The sequence below is a fragment of the Pirellulales bacterium genome (assembly GCA_035533075.1).
GTDB lineage: Bacteria > Planctomycetota > Planctomycetia > Pirellulales > JAICIG01 > DASSFG01.
The window spans coordinates 1-17,748 of the sequence record DATLUO010000239.1; the positions used below are offsets into that span (position 1 = coordinate 1).

Annotated in this window: 17 protein-coding genes; 10 read left to right on the top strand and 7 right to left on the bottom strand. The window is 63.6% G+C overall.

What is annotated here, in order from left to right; all coding sequences use genetic code 11:
• The 5 genes from VNH11_29810 to VNH11_29830 all read left to right on the top strand — a co-directional run.
• Window positions 1-1,030 (top strand): hypothetical protein (locus VNH11_29810; protein HVA50579.1); only part of this gene is annotated, 1,030 nt, incomplete at its 5' end.
• 120 nt (window positions 1,031-1,150) lie between these two features.
• A complete protein-coding gene (locus VNH11_29815; protein HVA50580.1) occupies window positions 1,151-1,714 on the top strand; it encodes an isoprenylcysteine carboxylmethyltransferase family protein in 564 nt (187 codons plus the stop codon).
• A 73-nt stretch (window positions 1,715-1,787) separates the two neighbouring features.
• Entirely contained in the window at window positions 1,788-2,903 is a 1,116-nt protein-coding gene (locus VNH11_29820; GenBank protein HVA50581.1) for a TIGR03032 family protein, read from the top strand.
• 222 nt (window positions 2,904-3,125) lie between these two features.
• Complete coding sequence (locus VNH11_29825) at window positions 3,126-4,229, top strand: hypothetical protein (protein ID HVA50582.1); 1,104 nt, start codon at window positions 3,126-3,128, stop codon at window positions 4,227-4,229.
• A 26-nt stretch (window positions 4,230-4,255) separates the two neighbouring features.
• On the top strand, window positions 4,256-5,422 hold the full coding sequence (locus VNH11_29830; protein ID HVA50583.1) for a hypothetical protein: 1,167 nt from the start codon (window positions 4,256-4,258) through the stop codon (window positions 5,420-5,422).
• A 28-nt stretch (window positions 5,423-5,450) separates the two neighbouring features.
• Here the strand turns inward: VNH11_29830 and VNH11_29835 are convergent, their stop codons facing one another.
• The gene (locus VNH11_29835) at window positions 5,451-6,407 is read right to left on the bottom strand and encodes a transglutaminase domain-containing protein (GenBank protein HVA50584.1); all 957 of its coding nucleotides are present in this window, start codon (window positions 6,405-6,407) and stop codon (window positions 5,451-5,453) included.
• A gap of 189 nt (window positions 6,408-6,596) precedes the next feature.
• Here VNH11_29835 and tdh point away from each other — a divergent pair, with 189 nt between their 5' ends.
• Window positions 6,597-7,637 carry an L-threonine 3-dehydrogenase gene (tdh, locus tag VNH11_29840; protein HVA50585.1) on the top strand — a complete coding sequence of 347 codons (1,041 nt, stop codon included), beginning with the start codon at window positions 6,597-6,599 and terminating at the stop codon, window positions 7,635-7,637.
• Window positions 7,638-7,690: 53 nt separating this feature from the next.
• Here tdh and VNH11_29845 read toward each other — a convergent pair whose 3' ends face one another.
• The 5 genes from VNH11_29845 to VNH11_29865 all read right to left on the bottom strand — a co-directional run bounded on the left by VNH11_29845 (window position 7,691) and on the right by VNH11_29865 (window position 13,031).
• The gene (locus tag VNH11_29845; GenBank protein HVA50586.1) at window positions 7,691-8,530 is read right to left on the bottom strand and encodes an MBL fold metallo-hydrolase; all 840 of its coding nucleotides are present in this window, start codon (window positions 8,528-8,530) and stop codon (window positions 7,691-7,693) included.
• Window positions 8,531-8,571: 41 nt separating this feature from the next.
• Window positions 8,572-9,366: a segregation/condensation protein A gene (locus VNH11_29850; GenBank protein HVA50587.1), complete on the bottom strand. Its 795-nt coding sequence runs from the start codon at window positions 9,364-9,366 to the stop codon at window positions 8,572-8,574.
• 3 nt (window positions 9,367-9,369) lie between these two features.
• Entirely contained in the window at window positions 9,370-10,239 is an 870-nt protein-coding gene (locus tag VNH11_29855; GenBank protein ID HVA50588.1) for a creatininase family protein, read from the bottom strand.
• Window positions 10,240-10,297: 58 nt separating this feature from the next.
• Entirely contained in the window at window positions 10,298-11,257 is a 960-nt protein-coding gene (locus VNH11_29860; GenBank protein HVA50589.1) for an amidohydrolase family protein, read from the bottom strand.
• A 127-nt stretch (window positions 11,258-11,384) separates the two neighbouring features.
• Entirely contained in the window at window positions 11,385-13,031 is a 1,647-nt protein-coding gene (locus tag VNH11_29865; GenBank protein ID HVA50590.1) for an AAA family ATPase, read from the bottom strand.
• 761 nt (window positions 13,032-13,792) lie between these two features.
• Between VNH11_29865 and VNH11_29870 the strand changes: the two genes are divergently transcribed.
• The 3 genes from VNH11_29870 to VNH11_29880 all read left to right on the top strand — a co-directional run bounded on the left by VNH11_29870 (window position 13,793) and on the right by VNH11_29880 (window position 15,747).
• Entirely contained in the window at window positions 13,793-14,728 is a 936-nt protein-coding gene (locus tag VNH11_29870) for a hypothetical protein (GenBank protein ID HVA50591.1), read from the top strand.
• Between the two features lie 279 nt (window positions 14,729-15,007).
• On the top strand, window positions 15,008-15,352 hold the full coding sequence (locus VNH11_29875) for a hypothetical protein (GenBank protein ID HVA50592.1): 345 nt from the start codon (window positions 15,008-15,010) through the stop codon (window positions 15,350-15,352).
• The gene (locus VNH11_29880) at window positions 15,349-15,747 is read left to right on the top strand and encodes an HNH endonuclease signature motif containing protein (GenBank protein HVA50593.1); all 399 of its coding nucleotides are present in this window, start codon (window positions 15,349-15,351) and stop codon (window positions 15,745-15,747) included. Before VNH11_29875 ends, VNH11_29880 begins: the two co-directional genes overlap by 4 nt.
• Window positions 15,748-15,775: 28 nt before the next feature.
• Here the strand turns inward: VNH11_29880 and VNH11_29885 are convergent, their stop codons facing one another.
• Window positions 15,776-16,723: a DNA methyltransferase gene (locus VNH11_29885; GenBank protein ID HVA50594.1), complete on the bottom strand. Its 948-nt coding sequence runs from the start codon at window positions 16,721-16,723 to the stop codon at window positions 15,776-15,778.
• A 610-nt stretch (window positions 16,724-17,333) separates the two neighbouring features.
• Here VNH11_29885 and VNH11_29890 point away from each other — a divergent pair.
• A partial coding sequence (locus VNH11_29890; protein HVA50595.1) for a hypothetical protein occupies window positions 17,334-17,748 on the top strand: 415 nt, incomplete at its 3' end.

A 17,748-nucleotide genomic window follows, 5' to 3' on the forward strand; every position in this document is an offset into this window, starting at 1 on the left:
CGGCGATGCGGGAGTACACACCTTCAGCGCCACGCTGAAGACCGCCGGCACGCAGTCGATCACCGCCTCGTATGGCACGGCCACCGGCAGCGAGACGCAGATCTCGGTCACCCCGGCGGGGGCCAGCCATTTCGCGGTCAGTGCGCCGGCGGGCAGTACGGCGGGCAGCGCGTTGAGCGTTACCGTGACCGCTCTCGATCCCTACAACAACACGGCCACCGGCTATGCCGGCACGGTTCATTTCACGAGCAGCGACGGCCAGGCCAGTCTGCCCGGCGACTATACGTTCACCGCGGGCGACGCGGGCCTTCACACCTTCACCAGCGGCGTCACGCTTAAGACGGCCGGCAGCCAAACGGTCACCGGCACCGACACCGTCACCGGCTCGATCAACGGCAGTGCGACCGTGGGCGTTACCGCGGCCGCCGCCAGCACGATGATCGTGTCCGGCTTCCCGTCACCGATCACTGCGGGGGCGTCGGGCAGTTTCAGCGTCACGCTCAAGGACGCTTACGGCAACGTGGCCACCGGATACACGGGCACGGTCCACTTCACCGGTAGCGACGCCAAGGCTGTATTGCCGGCGAATTACACCTTCACCAGCGCCGATTACGGTAAGCACACTTTCAGCGCCACTCTGAAGACGGCCGGGACGCAGTCGATCACGGCCACTGACACCGTGTCGGCCAGCCTGCACGGCAGCGACAGCGGCATCACCGTGAAGTCCGCGGCGGCGAGCAAGTTCATCCTCGTTGCTCCGAGCAGCGTACAGCCCGGTGTGCCCTTCAGCCTGACGGTCGAGGTCGAGGACGCTTACGGCAACATCGTCACCGGCTATGTCGGTACGATCCACTTCAGCAGTAGTGACAGTCGGGCCAAGCTGCCCGCCAACTACAGCTTCAAGGCGGGCGACGCCGGCATACACACCTTCACCGGCCTGGTGTTGCGGAGGGCGGGAAACCAAACCATCACGGTGACCGACACGCACAACACGAGCATCACCGGCAAGACGGTGGTGGACGTGCTATAGCGTGCCCGGAACGGGCGTGATTCGCTGGGAATGGCGCCCTCGGCTATCTCCAAGGATAAATGAGTGACGTTAGCCGCATTTCATCAGCCATCGAAGAACGACGTGAGGAGGGATAAACCGGTGCCCCACGAGAAGCCGTCGCGCCGCGTCCGCATCCCGCGCCGAACATGTCTGATTATCGGTTTGCCGGCGGTGCTGATTGTCTATTCGCTGGTCCTGGGCCTGCTGCCGTGGGCCATGTCGTTGGTCGCACCCCGGCTCGGTTGGTCTCAAACAGGACCATCGGCGCTGAACGTACTGGGATTGTTTACCGTCGCTGCCGGGGCCGTGGGGCTCATCTGGGTATTCAGCGTGATGCTAGCTCAGCTCCCCAAACTCCCGGAAGTGGTGGAGTTGGATGAAGGAGAGCGCCTTTGGTCGGCGACCTCACGCGTGCTTATCACGCACGGGCCGTTTGCGTTCTCGCGGAACCCGATGTTCCTCTGCGGGTTGATTTGCTTACTCGGCTGGGCGCTCTTTTACGGGAGCATACTCATCTTCGTCGCCGCCCTGGCCGGCTGGACATTTTCAAATTTCCTCAAGGTGCCGCAGGAAGAGCGCGGTCTGGAAGCGCGCTTCGGTGATGAGTATCGAACGTATAAGGCACGCGTGCCCCGCTGGATCGGCCACCCGAAACGACGTTAAGAGACTTGCAGCGCTTAATTTGCCAGAGAAAAATCCAAGTGGCAATTGTACCATATCACAATTGGAACGTTTTATGTCGATCGCATCCACCTTGCCAACCGCGGAACTGAACCGCGACGGCGGCCCGTCCGCCACAGAGCAAAGGCCCACCGCCGTCGAATTCCATTACTCGCAGAGCGATAGGTTCGTGTCGCTACTGCACCAATTGAACGCATCGCTGCTGGTGACCACCTACCAGGCGAACAAACTGCTGGTGGTTCGGGCGGCAGGGGCCGGACTTTCCACACTCGTTCGCACGTTCGATCAACCGATGGGCCTGGCGTTGGCCGGACGACGCTTGGCGCTGGGCACGCGCAACCAGATCTGGTTCTTGCGCGACGCACCGGACATTGCGCCGCGGATTGAACCGGCCGGCATGCACGACGCTTGCTTCTTGCCGCGCACCTGCCATGTGACCGGCGACATTCGCTGCCACGAGATCGCCTGGGTCGGCGACGAACTGTGGATCGTCAACACACGCTTCTCCTGTCTCTGTACTTTCGATCCCGATTACAGCTTTGTGCCGCGCTGGCGGCCGCCCTTCGTGACCGCGTTGGCGGCCGAAGACCGCTGCCATCTCAACGGGCTTGTCATGGAAAACGATCGGCCGCGATACGTCACGGCGCTGGGCGAGACCGACACGCAGGGCGGCTGGCGGCCGAACAAGGCCAAGGGCGGCTGCCTCATCGGCGTGCCCAGCGGCCAGATCGTGGCCCGTGGCCTCTCCATGCCGCATTCGCCCCGGCTGCACGACGGACGCCTGTGGGTGCTGGAATCAGGCACCGGTCGCCTGCTGCTCGTCGATCCCGCCACCGGCCTTCGCGAAACCGTGGCCGAAGTGCCCGGCTTTGGCCGCGGCCTCGCCTTTGCCGGGCACTACGCCTTCATCGGTCTCTCGAAGATCCGCGAGACCTCCACCTTCGGCGGCCTGCCGATCGCCGAGCGGTTGAACGAGCTGAAGTGCGGCGTAGCGGTGGTCGACCTACGAATCGGTGAAGTCGTCGGCATGCTGGACTTTCACACAGCCGTGGAAGAAATCTTCGACGTGCAACTTTTGCCCGGCCTGTGCTTCCCCGAGGTGATCGGTTTTCAAAAAGAGGCCGTCCACCACACGTTCGTGGTGCCACGCGAACAACATTTGTCTGGTTGAGGCGTGCCATTCCCGATTTCATCAAGGCGAAACGGACCTCGCAGACCCGCCAGCTCGACGTCGCCGGTCGCCACGTCGAACTGCCACGCGCTATCGAAATCGGCCATTTGCAAGCTGCGCGGTCGTTCCCTTCGAAAACGCCCACGCTATACTGAATGCCGCGGCGCCGGGAAGCCGTCGGATGGTTTGTATTCGCCCACCCCCCCTAAAAAGGATCCGACCATGATCAGACACACTACCTTCTTGTCGGCGTTGATTGCGTTGGCCGCTGTTTCGACGGCATCGCCGGCCGAGTTGCTCAAGGGACTCGACCAGCAAGGCCAGCCCGAACTCAAGTTCGCCGGGCCAATGGCCTTCGGTCCCGACGGCATTTTGTTCGTCGGCGATCCCATGAGCGCCGCTGTGTTCGCCATCGACACCGGCGAACGCCAGCGCGTGGGCGGCGGAGCGATCAACGTGTCCGCCGTCAATCAGCAGATCGCCGCCGTGCTCGGCTCGTCGGCCGACCAGGTGCTGATCAACGATCTGGCGGTCAACCCGCTTTCCGGCACGGCTTATCTGAGCGTCTCGCGCGGCCGCGGGCCCGATGCGCTGCCCGTCATCCTGCGTGTGGGCGCCGACGGCAAGCTCTCGGTCGTGGCCCTCGACAAGGTGCGCTACGCCAAGGCCCCGTTGCCCAACGCTCCCGACGCCGGCGCGAAGGACCGGCGCGGCAACAGCCAGCGGCAAGAGTCGATTACCGATTTGGCCTACGTCGACGGGCGGGTAGTCGTGGCCGGGCTTTCGAACGAAGAATTCTCGTCGAATCTCCGCACGATTCCATTTCCCTTCACCGCCACCGATGCCGGAACGAGCGTCGAGATTTATCACGGGTCGCACGGCCAGCTTGAAACGCACGCGCCCGTGCGGACCTTTGTGTCGTACACGATCAACGATCAGCCGACGTTGCTGGCGGCCTATACCTGCACGCCGCTGGTCAAGGTGCCGCTGGTGGAGCTGAAGCCCGGCAAGAAGGTACGGGGAACCACGGTGGCCGAACTGGGCAACCATAATCGCCCGCTCGACATCATCGTCTATGAGAAAGACGGCAAGGAGTACCTGCTGATCGCCAACAACGCCCGCGGCGTGATGAAGCTCGCCGCCGAGCAACTCGGCGACGCCGACGGCATCAGCTCGCGCGTGCCCGACAAGGCGGGCGTGGGCTACGAAACAGTCGAGAACCTCAAGGGCGTGCAGCAGCTCGACAAGCTCAACGACAAACAGGCGTTGCTGTTGATCGAGGCTTCGCCCGGCGTGCTCAGCTTGCAAACGGTGCCGTTGCCGTAGGCGGCCAGCTTGTCATGTGCGTTAAAATGCCAAACCGAGGCGCAAGCGGGGTAAGGCTGCTGCTCTGCCTCGCTTGCGCTTCGGGTTTGTGCGGACGACCGGCTGCTGCGGCCGAAGGAGCGAAACCGACGCTTTCGCTTGCCACCGACGCCGAGCGCCGCAGCGTCTTCGAGCTGAGGGGACTCAGGGCCGACGACGTCGCGTCGCTATCGCAAAAGCTCGAAAAGCACTTCGCCGTCTATAGCGTGCTGGATGCAGAAATCGCCGATCAGCCACCGCTGGCCGGCCGCTATGAGCACGTCGGCGGAACCATCCGGTTCACGCCGCGGTTTCCGCTTCAGCCGGGCATGCGATATCGGGCCGTTTATCGTGCCGGCGGCGGTGTGGCGAACGACGGGGCTGGTCTGACCGAAGTGTTCGTTGTTCCGGCGGCCGCCGCACGGCCGGCGTCGCGCGTGGCGGCGGTCTATCCCAGCGCGGCCACCTTGCCTGAGAATCAGCTTAAGTTCTACCTTTACTTCACGGCGCCGATGAGCCGCGGCGGGGCATATCAGCGTCTGCGGCTGCTCGACGGACAAGGCAAGCCGGTCGATCTCCCGTTTCTGGAACTGGCCGAAGAACTGTGGAATCCGGCCGGCGACCGGCTGACTTTGCTGCTCGACCCCGCCCGCGTCAAGCAGGGTCTTGCACCGCGCGAGGAAGTCGGTCCCGTGCTTGTGGCGGGCCGGCGTTACACGCTCGTCGTGTCTCGTGATTGGCCCGACGCCGCCGGTCATCCGCTCATGGCTGAGTTTCGCAAAGATTTTCAGGTCGCCCCTCCGGACGAAACATGCCCCAGTCCACGAACGTGGCGCCTGGCAATTCCGCGGCCGGCGACGCGATCGGCGCTCATCGTCCAGTTTGGCGAGCCGCTCGACCGGGCACTGCTGGCGCGGATGTTGTGGGTGGACGACGGCCAGGGCCGGCGCGTGCCGGGCGAAATCGAAATTGGCAGCGGCGAAGCAAGCTGGTGTTTTCGTCCTGAACGTCCGTGGCGGCCCGGCCGTTACAAGTTGATGGCCGATGCGCTCTTGGAAGATCTTGCCGGCAACAGCATCGCGCGCAAGTTCGAGCTCGACGCTCGGCGGGCCGCGACGCCGGTGCGCGAGGCTGAAACCGCCAGCGTGGAATTCGAGATCGGCCCCAGGCAGTAAGTCGGCGATTGCGGACGCCGCCCCCCTCCTACCCGCCCGCCGGCTCGCGGACAAAGTTGACCGACGGTTCGCCGCCTTTGCCGGTGAGTTCCGGCGGCAGATAGTGGACGGCCTCGCGCGGCCGCTCCGGCATGCGGAAGTTGTCGCCCTTTTGCCAGATCGGACGCCGCTCGTCGATGCCGCCGAACTCCCGCACGCCCGCCACGCGGCATGGGAACCAATAGCCCCGGCCCTCGCGGTCCTGAAGATAAAACTCCGGATAGCAGTATTTCGGCACCCACACGGTCCGGGCAGGTATCTCGCTCACGCGGCAGAGCGCGATGAATAGCCAGCAGAGTCCTTCGTGATTACTGGCCTTGTCGCGAAGCGTTTGATAGGCACTCGGTTGCGTCTGTTTGTCGCGCGGTTCGATGTTCTTTCGCACCCAATCGAAAATCACCTCCACTCGCTCCCAGTCGGTCGCGGCCGACGACTGCTGCAAGATGTTCTTGGCCAAGGCCTTGATCTTGCCGTGTTGGGTCTCGATGCCGGGGCTGGGTCCGAGATGAATCCGCACGTCCTTCGGCAGTTTTTTGGGGCTGACTTTGAGCAGGTCCGAGGTGTTGCCGGGCGGCAACAGCGGGTGCCGTGTGATCTCGACCGTGACCAAGACGGGTGCGTCGTCTCCGGCGGGTAGCCGGTCGATGGTCACAACCAGTTGCTTGACGGTGTCGATCATGCGGTCGGTAACCACGGCCAGCGGCGAGAAGTTTTCGTTCAGTATCCGCACCTCCTGTTCCGGCCAGTCGCCTGGCAGCGTGAAGCTGCCCACCATTCCGCCGCACGGTCCCGATTTGGCCGTGACGACCAGGCCGATCTTCCACTGTTCGACCGCTTTTTCGGGTGAAATCTTGGGGCCGTTGTCCTGGCGGCCTTCCGAAACAACCTGCGCCGCACTTGTTGCGGTGAGAGCAAAGACGCCTGTGAGGCAAAGCAAGAGTCGCATCGTCGCCATCCACGAAACCTAGGAACGGAAAACGCCGTACCTTCTAGTGTAATTCGCGACTCGGCCGAGTGTGCCCTCGAATTTCCAATTCCCGGTCTACGGTCCAGCGTCTACCATCCGCCCGATGCCGTTGGATCCGGCCGCGCCCCGCGGTATGGTATGCGGACACAGCCAAACGGAGCGACAGACATGAAAACCATGCGGGCGTTGGTCAAGAAGCACGCCAGGCCGGGATTGTGGATGGAGGAAGTGCCGCTGCCTGAGATCGGCATCAACGACGTGCTGGTCCAGGTTTTGCGCACCGGCATCTGCGGCACCGATGTACACATCTACAACTGGGACGCCTGGGCACAGAAAACGATACCCGTGCCGATGGTCGTGGGACACGAGTTCGTCGGCCGCATCGTGGCGGTCGGCGGCAACGTCAGGGATTTTCACGCGGGCGAAATCGTCAGCGGCGAAGGGCACGTCGTCTGCGGGCACTGCCGCAACTGCCTGGCGGGCCGGCGACATCTGTGCAAAGACACGAAGGGCGTGGGCGTCAACCGGCCCGGAGCGTTCGCCGAATACCTGTCGCTGCCGATGACCAACGTCTGGGTCCACGATCCATCGATCCCGCGCGACGTGCAGTCGATCTTCGATCCCTTCGGCAACGCCGTCCACACGGCCCTCTCGTTCGACGTGCTGGGCGAAGACGTGTTGATCACCGGGGCCGGGCCGATCGGCATCCTGGCGGCGGCGGTGGTGAAGCACGCCGGCGCCCGATATGTGGTCGTGACCGACGTCAATCCCTACCGACTGGAACTCGCCAGGCGAATGGGGGCCACGCTGGCGCTCGACGTGCGCAGCGAAACGGTTGCCGAGGCCCAAAAGCGGTTGGGCATGAAAGAAGGCTTCGACGTGGGCCTGGAGATGTCGGGCAACCCGCAGGCCTTCCGCGACATGCTGGCCAATATGTGCCACGGCGGCAAGATCGCCATGCTCGGCATTCCGGAACGGGAGATGTCGATCGATTGGACGACGGTGGTCTTCAACATGCTTACGATCCATGGCATTTACGGCCGGGAGATGTACGAGACGTGGTATAAGATGACCGTGATGTTGCAATCGGGCCTCGACATTACGCCGGTCATCACGCACCGTTTTGCGGCCGAGGAGTTCCAGCAGGGGTTCGATGCCATGCTCTCGGGGCAGTCGGGCAAGGTAATTCTGACGTGGCGAGAGGGGTAGGGCGTTTGTCCGTTGTCCGTCGTCAGTTGCCTGACGAAACAACGGACCACGGACTACAGCCAGAGATGCAGCCTTCCGTCGAGCATGTCGGGCAGGGCGGCGGCCACGTGCTGCCGCACCTGGTTCTGATGATAGCGCGTGCTGAAGTGCGAGGCCACGATCAGCTCGTTGCGGAAGCGTGCCCGACGCTCGATCAAGTCGTCGAGGTGGATATGGCCGAACTTGTGGATTTTGTCTTTGCGATGGCGCGGGGCCACAAAGGTCAGCTCGGTGATCAGGATTTGGGCCTCGAACATCGCCGGGCAATTGTCGAGACCCTCCGGCGAGCTGTCGCCGAGATAGGCCACGCGCGGCAAACGCCGCTCTTCCGTGACCTCGGTGCCCGACTGCCGCAGGTCGCGAATCTGGTCGCCTGAAAGCTGCACATACTCCGGCTTCAGCTTTCGCCGCCGCTCCCACACGACGAAGCCCAACGACGGCACCGTGTGCTTCGTCGGCGAGACCGTGACCACCAGTTCGCGCGACAGCTCGATCTCGTCGCCCGGCTTCGTCGGCACGAGCGAGCACGGCATGCGGCCCCGGTCGAGCCGCGTGAAGAGCTTCAGGATTCGCTCGACGTGGGGCACCGCCTCTTCGGGCAAATAGATCGTGGGCGGCTCCATCTTCATCATCCGCCGGCGGGCCACGTAGACCGGCAGCGCGGCGATGTGATCGAGGTGCGTGTGCGAGACCAGCCAGGTGCCGGTGCCCATGAACGCCCACGGCTGGGCGCCCAGGTCGAAGCCGATCTTAAGCTCCGGCACGCGCCAATACGTTTGCACGGCGGCGCGCGAGTAGCCCTCGATCGTGAGGCCCTTGTGGACCAGCGTTTTGAACGGCAGATTGTTGACCATGTTGTCCTATCAGTGTAGAGACGCGCATCCGGCCGACAAGTTCACTCTTCATCACCATCACCGGTCGCAGGCGACGCATGATCGTAATTGTCGATCTCGGCGGGGTCGAGCGAGGCGCCGGCTTCGTCGCCGGGAAGCAGCCAAATCTCGGCGTGCAGCTCCTGCTGCTCGGCACGCACGCTATGGTGCCGCACCAGTTCCAGCACCGCCAGAAACATGCCGATCAACGCCGACTTGTGCATGCCGGTCTCGAACAGGTCGCCCAGTGCCACGCGGCCGGCCTGCCGCAGCCGGTCGTGAATCCGCTCCATGTAGACGTGGATCGGCGTCTCGTCGTAGATGATGTTCGAGGGCGGGCTGGTCTGATACTCGCGCATGATCCGGCCGAACGCGCTCACCAGGTCCCACAACTCCAGTTCTTGGATCGGCTCGTCGGCCAGGTCGCGTCGCCGGTCGCGCAGCTCGCCGGCCCGCCGCGGAAAGCGCTCTTGCCAGGCCCGGCTGCGCTCTTCCAGCATGCTGGCGGCGTCCTTGAACTGCTTGTATTCCAACAGTCTGCGCACCAGGTCTTGCCGCGGATCTTCGACCGCCTCCTCCTCTTCGCCGCCGCGCGGCAGCACCATCCGCGACTTGATCTCGATCAGCGTGCTGGCCATCTCCAAAAAGTCGCCCACGGCGTTCACGTCGAGCTGTTCCAGCACCGAGAGATGCTTGAGATACTGCTCCGTGATCATGGCGATGGGAATGTCGACGATTTCGACCTCGTGCTTGCGCACCAGATAAAGCAACAGGTCGAGTGGCCCGCGAAAGATGTCCAGGTCGATGCGAAAATCCATGCCCTACAGCGGCCGCTGCCCCCAGGGAATCGGCATCGTCGGCGGCTGGCGATGACGCTCGCGGCGCTCGTCTTTTGGCCGCCCGTGAAAATACTGCACGAACCGCACGAGTTGCTTGACCGCCTCGTCGTAAGCCTGCCGCCCTTTCTCGGCCGTGGCCAACTCCGCCTCGCCGAGCACGCCCGTCTCCGAGTAGCTGCTGGTCCACGAGACCACCGTGGCAGGGCCGGCGGCAAACAGATCGACCCAGTTGAACGGGCTCTGGTCGGCGTTGAAGCTGATCGTGCCGTTCTTGATCTTGTCTTTGCGAACGTTGTCTCCGTCGAGATATAGATAAAGCGAGGTCTCCAGCTCGCAGGCATGGGCGCAGCCGCCGGGGAACTTGCTCTGTCGCCAGCGGGGCAAAAACTCCTTATCGACGGTGAGAAGCTGCCACCAGGCCGCCAGCACGCACTCGGCGTCGGTCTCCAGGTTCGTGCGGCGGGCCACCAAGTCGAGGTTCGGCATGTTCGAGCCATGCCCGTTGAGGAGCACGATCTTTTTGAAACCGTGATAGGCGAGCGACTTGGTGATGTCGAGCACGTGGTGCATGAAGTGCTCGAAGTCGTTGTTGATCGTGCCGGGAAAGTCCATCACGTGCCCGGTGTAGCCGTAGGCGACCGTGGGAAGCACGAGCACCTTGTCCGCCACCTGCCGGCCGGCGCCGCGGGCGATTTCGGTCGGGCAAATCAGATCGACGTCGAGCGGCAAGTGCGGGCCGTGCTGCTCGACCGCCCCGCAGGGCACGATGCAGACCTTGCCCAGCTCGATGGCGTCGTTGATTTCGGGCCAAGTCAGTTTTTCGTAGCGGTATTCGGTTTGAGCGCGAGACATGGGTGAACGAACGAAGGATGGTGGTTGGTGGCGGTCATTGTAGCGTTTTCCTGAGCCGCTAACTGAAGAACACTTTCTCGGCCGTTCTTCGCAGCAGCCATTCACGGTCGCCCTTGCTCAGGTCTTCGAGCCGGTCGCGGACCAGGGCGATTGAATCCGCGTAAGTGTGCCCCTGCTGCACCTGATACGGGCAATCGGTGGCCCACATCAGCCGCTCGGGGCCGAACGCATCCAGCAGCTTGCGGATCATCGGCAGCAGGTCGAGATAGGGCGCCTTCTTCGCACCCAATGCGTAAAAGGCCGAAACCTTGACGAACGTGCGCGGACGGCGGGCCAGCCGGCAAAGGGCGGCCACGTCCCCGGCGCGGATCTGGCCGTCGACGCCGACGCGGCCGAAATGGTCGATCACCACCGGCGTCTCCGGAAACTTCGCGCAGTTGGCGTCGATCGCCGCCAGCGCGTCGGGGTTGACCAGGTGGCACATGGCCAGCCCCTCCTCGGCGCCGCAACGCCACATCGCCTGCATGCCTTCGCCGTTCAGCCAGCGGTCGACCGGCAAGTTGCGCGGATAAATGCGAAAACCGCGCACGCCTTTGGCCTTCAGCCGGCGCATTTCGGCGGGCGGGTCGTCGGCCGAATCGTCGATCACGGCCACGCCCGAAAAAGTGCCGGGGAAGCGGTGCATCGTGTCGAGCATGTAGGAATTATCGAAGCCGTAGAAGCTCATCTGAATGAGCGCGACCCGTTCGACGCCGCAGGGCCGGGCATGCTCGAAAAGCTGCTCCGGCGTAAAGCTCGGCGGCTTCATCTCCTCGCGGCGAAAACCGGCGGCCAGCGGATAGCGCTCGGTATCCGGCGTCCAGACATGGACGTGCGCGTCGATGGCGCCCGGCTTGGGGTCGTCTTTGGACGCGGCGGCCCGTGCCAGCGCGTGCGTCAGCCGCGTGCCGGAGGCCAGCAGCGTGGTGCCGGCCAAGGCCGCCGTTTGGAGCCACTGGCGTCGGGAAGCAGTTTGCATCAATCGGTCCTCTCTAAAATTGTTCCCCCTATCCTAAAGCCGGCCAGCGCGGTTCGCGAGACCCGCGCCTAATATGAGGTAACTCAGCCGCGGTAGCGGACGTCGTGAGACCTCCGGCAGTCGCAGATCAGCACGCTTCGCGCAGGGCATCGACCACCACTTCGTGCCAGTTTGGCGGCTTGTCGGGTCGGTCGCAACGCGCCGCCCCTGATTCCTCGTGTTCCATCGAAGACGCGCAACTCGCCGCCTCCAATTCCTCGCGTTCCATCGAAGGTGCGCAACTCGCCGTCTCCAATTCCTCGTGTTCCATCGAAGGTGCGCAACTCGCCGCCTCCGATTCCTCTCTCCTTCCCTCCTTCCCTCCGTCGCTCCGTCTCCCCCTCTCTCCCTCCCCGACCACCCTGAGCTCCCACGGCTTGGCCCTCAGCGTCGTTCCTTGGCTGGCCGCCACCGGCGGCACCCAGCGCATTTCCCAGCCGCCGCTGAAGCCGGTCTTATGCGAGTGGATTCCCAATTCGGCCGCGGCACGCAGCAGGGTGCCCTTGGAAAAACCGTTCTTCATGCCCTCCTGATACAACTCGTCGGAGGGCATGGGCCCGGCGGCGAGCGCTTCTTTGATCCAGGCCATCGCCGCATTCCGCACGCGGCGGCGGTCGCTGTTATGGGCGCTGGGCAGCAGCGCCTCGGCCAGTTCCGGCGCGGGATCGTCGCAATGCCAGCGGATGCGCCCATCGACCAATTCGAACGAGCGTCCCGGCGCCGCCGCATCGGGCGCCAGGTTGTTCTTCACCGGCAAGAACCACCGCCTGGCGCTTTGGCTATACGCGGGCGGGGGTGATTTTGGATTTTCGATTTTGGATTTTGGATTGCCACGTGTTCCCTCTCCCTCCGGGAGAGGGTTAGGGTGAGGGCCTTGGTCCAATTTGCAATTTGCATTTTGCAATTCGCAATTCGCAATTCCCCCCCTTCCTCCTGAGCCCTCCGTCTCTCCGTCGCTCCGTGTCTCCCTCGCTCCCTCCCGGTCCTTGACCACCGTCCACACCACGCTGGCCGCCTGCGACAGCCGGCTGAGCTGCCGCGTGGTGATGCGTCCCTCGACGCTCAACTGCATCCGCACCAGCACGACGATCGCCAGGCGCAGCGAGCGGGCCAGCTCGTTCAGCCGCTGGATCACGCGGGCCAGGGCGGCGGCAGAAAGCATATTGCCGGGCTTGCCGAACCAGCCGTCGACATCGTCGATCACCAAGAGCCGGGCGGCCCGAGGTGATGGAAGGTCATCACGGTCGAGGTTGATCTGGGCCGGCAGGATGCCGCTCGTTGGGTCGCCCGCCCCTTGGAGCGTGTGGTAGAGAATCGCCATCCGCTCGTCGAGGATGTCGTCGCTCGGTTTCCGCCGCCGGTCGTAAAACCCCGTCGGTTCGAGCGCGGCGAGCGCCACGCGTCGGGCGTCGCCTTCGGCCTGATCGAGCCGCCAGCGCAGCAGCTCCGGCCGCTCATCGCCGGCGGTGGCCAGCACCACACGATGTTCCAGCTCACGGGCGACATCGGCGGCGATTTGGCAGCCGATGAAGGTTTTGCCCGCTCCCGGTTCGCCGGCCACGACGGTGACCGCCTCGTCGGCGATCACATTTTCGACCAGCCAGCTTGTCGGCCGGCCGCTCACTCGGCTGAGCGCATCGACCGTCACGCCGCTTTTGGCCAAGGCCGCATCGTGCTCTTCATCTCCCGCGATCCACTTCGGATCGCCGACTTTTTTCTCGCGATAGTAGCCCATGGAAGTCCTCCCGATTTTGGATTTTCGGTTTTGGATTTTGGATTGACTTGTCGTTCGTTTTTCGGTCGTGCCGGCCAAGAATTCCAGAACGGTCGGCGCCTGCGTCCGCCACTGACCACTAACCACTAACCACTAACCACTAACCACTAACTATCCGCCCGGACTGGCTTGGGTTGTGCCGGGAACGGTTCGTGTCTTCCCGCGTTGTACGGGCAAAGTGGCTTGGGTTGTGTTCGCGACAAACCGGCTGAACCGCACGATTCAACGTAACTAGCTAATCAGCAAGTGGTTGCGCCGTTTTTGCATGTTTGCACGGCATCGTGGGAAACGCGGCGGTGGCGCCGAATGGCGACAAGGTTACACCGGCATTCGGGCTTTTTTCGCGCCGCAACGACTTGCCAACCGGCCCGGCATCGCCCCATATTCCACGAATGGTGAAACTCGGCCAAACAGTGAAACGGACCCGATTCGTGCAGCACGCCGCCAGGCACGGGCTCGATGAACTTGGAAGAGAAACCGGCGCTTTCCGGATTCTGAAGGCCGGCTTCGGGGCCCGCTTTCCGCGACGCACCGGGCAGGAGTGGGACCTCGTGCTTCACTTGCAGCCAAGCCTCCGCGCTCCGATCGTTCAGCAGCCGGCGAATTCGCGCGCCGACTGCGCGGACACCAACCCGAAGCGTAAGCGAGGTAGGTCCGTCGCTACTCCTCGCTCACGCTTCGGGTTTGCGCGGGCCGCTGAACAATCCGGGCGAGACGAGCCGTTGACCCTGTTGGTCGAGTGCCGGGAGCATCTTTCGCCCAAAACGGCGCTGGAGCTGCTCGACGCCTCTCGGCCGCCGAGCGCTGCCACGCTGCTGTTGTTCAGCCCGGCCATATCGCCGCGGGTGGCCGAAATCTGCCGCCAGCGGCAGGTGGGCTATCTCGATGCGGCGGGCAATTGTCTGTTGCGCGCGGAGGGTCTTTACATCGAGCGGCGGGGCCGCGGCAACGTGCGTCCCGACACGCGGCCCATCCGCCGGCTGTTTTCGCCGAAGGCCAGCCGCGTGACGCGCGCCCTGTTGACGGAGCCTGCCAGGCGGTGGCAAGTTCAAGCGCTGGCGGCGGCGGCGCGGGTCAGCCTGGGACTGGTCTCGAAAGTGAAGCAAACGCTGCTCAGCGAGGGTTATGCCGTCGAGCGCGATCGGCTGCTCTCGCTGTGCGGTCCGCGGGCCCTGCTCGACGCCTGGGCACGGGCCTACGCTCCGCGCGTCGAGCCGGTTCGCTTGCGGGTGCCCGGCGACACGATGGGTGTTGCCGTTGCCCGCTGGCTGGAAAGCAATTCCGTGCCTTACGCTCTGACGCAATTGGCCGGAGCAGGGCGAACGACGGGGGCGGTCGAATTCGAAGACCTTGTTTTTTGGGTCGCTCCGCTGCCGCCGTCGGCCTGGACCGACTTTCAGCGGCTTACCGGCGGCGAGCGGGTCGAATCGGGCGAGAATGTGGTCCTTTGGCAGACCGGCGACGCGTCGGTGTTCGACGGCGCGCGGCCGCTGGGCAGTCCGCCGCTGGCGACCGTCTCGCCGCTGCAGCTCTATCTAGACCTGCAGCTTCTGGACGGCGGCGGCCAGCCGGCCGAGGCGGTCTACGAGCAGCAGCTCACGGGGAGGTTTCGGCAGATGACAGCACCGGACGCCACGAGTGCGCGGGACGATGTCTAAATGCCAACAGGATTGCTCACCGTTTCTTGCAGCCTCCGCCGGCAGATACGATGATCCACGGCGGTTTTACGGCATAACACCGGACGGCAATGGCTTCGCCCTGTTGAAAACGGTGGGTTGGAAGGCGCCTAGCGGCTTGCTGATGCAAGGATAGTCGCATAAAATCGACATATTCCTCGGTGAAGTTCGGCTTTTCAGCGAGCGAATGGTTATCCTCGGGAAGTCGAGCGCGCGGGCCTTTTTTCTCGTATCGAGGCGATGATGACCAGAGTTGCTATCTTGCGCGAACCTGACGAGGGCGGGGCCGTGCGGTATCGGGCCATTGCGGGCGAACAACAGTCCGTTGGAAACACGGCGGGCGAGGCACTCGACGCGATCTCCGCGCAGCTTCCCGCGGATAAGAAGGGCACTCTGGTGGTCGTGCAGAACCTTCAGGCAGATCAGTTTTTCACGAAAGAACAGCGCACGCGTCTCGATGATCTCATGACTCGCTGGCGCGCGGCCCGCGACGCGGGTGCTGCCCTTTCTGCGATCGAACAAGCCGAACTCGATCATCTGGTGCAGGAGGAGGTTGTCGCGGCAGGACGGCGCGCGGCCGCACTGAGTGACGAGTTGGATCAGTGAATCCGCACTACCCTGCCGTTGCCGAGCGGGCTGGTCACCGTTGTGAATACTGCCGCGCGCCCGAGGCTGTCTTCAACTTTCCGTTTGAGGTCGAACACATCATCCCGCCCGGGGCCGGTGGCGCGGACGCCGATTTGAACTTGGCACTGGCCTGTCGCGCGTGCAACATTTGCAAGAGCAATCATACCCGGGAAGCCGACCCCGACTCCCACCTGCTGGCCGATCTGTTCCATCCACGGCGGCAACGTTGGGAGGACCACTTCGGCGTCGACGAGCAGGGAATGATTTTTGGCAAGACGCCGAGCGGACGGGCGACCGTCGCTCGTTTGCAGATGAATTCCGCGCACCAGTCGACCGCGCGACGCCACTGGATTCGACTGGAAGTCTACCCTTGAAGAAAGGGCGCGTTGGATTTACCCCCCTTCAAAATAGCGACGGCTGCTCGCGCGGTGTGGGAATGGCTGACGCTATTCTCGCAAGCTGCGGGATTGCCTTGGCTGCCAGGTCAAAATACTCGCGGTGCCGCTCAATGCCGATGCTCGATAGGCCAAGAGCTTCGGCTGCCGCGACCGTGGAGCCGGACCCCATGAACGGGTCAACGACGATGCCCTCGCCAAGCGGCAGTGACGCGTACACGACTTGCCGCAAGAACGATTGCGGCTTTAGGCTGGGATGGTTCGCGATCGCTCGCTCGGCCCGCGACGTCCGCTCGCTGCGAATACAATCTTCGAACGGCCGATCATCGGGCGTTCGGCGCAGGGCGCCGGTCTGGAACCGCCGGAGGCACTCCGCGACGGTGATCTTGTCGGGCATGGGCTTGCGGAATATGCCCCACGGCTCATAGCATCCCTTGGGCATTGAAGAGACACCCGGAAACTCGGCTTCCGCGTTCTTCGGGCGATCGCCGCCGCGGAGTGTGCGCACGAGCCGAATGACTTGCCCGCGGAACTCCAGCCCGCCTTCGACCAGCGCGTCGTACAGCAATTGGGCGATAAAGGCGTTGGTCGCGATGAAAACATGGCCGCCGGGCCTCAAGGCATGGAGCGTCGATCGGGACCACTCCGCGAAGAAGGTTCGCAGGGCTTGGCGTTCGCTCCGGTCCAGGGCCGTGAAGCGTGGCAACGGTGCCCGCACGTGCCCGTCAAACGAGGGCGGAATGCGCCAAATGCCGCCCCGACCGACCTCGCGCTTGGCAAGCTGGTCGGCCTCGTATTCCTTCACGCCATAAGGCGGGTCGGTCACGATGGCGTGAATCGTGTTTTCTGGAACGCCGGCGAGCCATTCGAGGCAATCGGCGTACACGATCAGCGACTTGCCAACGGGCGCCGATTCAAAACCGCAGGCGAGCGACTGACCGTTTTGGTTCGACAAGGTGAGGTTCCTTCCAATATAGCCACCGAGCGCCCATGATAAGGCAGCCGGCGGGCAGGTGGCTAGTCTACATCATCTATGTCCAAGAAGGGGGCAGCAGATCCGCTTGGGCAAGCGTGGGGCGACTCCTGCGGATCTGCGGCCCCTTTCTCGACCGACTCACATCCTTCTGGGACCGGTGAAGCAAGACACCCAGCCTTTTGCTTCGGTGACCGGTGAAGCAAGACACCCAGCCTTTTGCTTCGGTGGCAACCAGCGGTCGTTTGAACGCGTGGCGAAGCGAACGAGTCGGCGGAGACTCGCAAACAGAGCGCGGAATGTCGGCTGGTCGCGCGAACGGGGCGCAAAAATCGACCCGGAAAAGGACCCGGAAAAGGACCCGGAAAAGGGGATAAGCCCCATTATTAAATGGGACTTATCCCCTTTTCCGGGTTCGACCAGGACCCACTCCGAGGCGTACCGCGATTCAATTTCGCTGATCGACAGGATCTCGTTCATTGTTGCACCGGCGATGAGGACCATTGTGGCGTCAAGCGAACTCCAAGGGTATCGTAACTAAGTCGCGGCCCGGTTTCCACAGCATCGCCTCCGTGAGAAGGTTGGTAGACCATTGACACGCCGGTGGATCTGCATTTGCGGCGGATTGTTGCTGTTGATTTTGGCGGCCGCCTGGGCGTTGGCCGACTTTCGCACGGCGCGGCTGGCCAAGAACACCCTGCTGCTGTCGGCCGCCGTCGTGGGGCTGAGCGTTCCGCTGGGCGCGGCGCTCGCTCTGTTGCTGGTGCGCACCGACTTGCCCGGCCGCCGCCTCGCCACCGCTTTGCTCGGACCCGGAAAAGGGGATAAGGCCCATTTAATAATGGGACTTATCCCCTTTTCCGGGTCCGAGGTGGTGCGCGACATCGCACTATGCGTGTCGGGGCTGCTCACGCAGAAGCTGGGCGGTCCGAGCGTCATTCCGCCCGTGCCGCAGAACGTGCTCGACTACAACTTCACGTATCCGGCCTATTGGAAGCCGGCGGAAG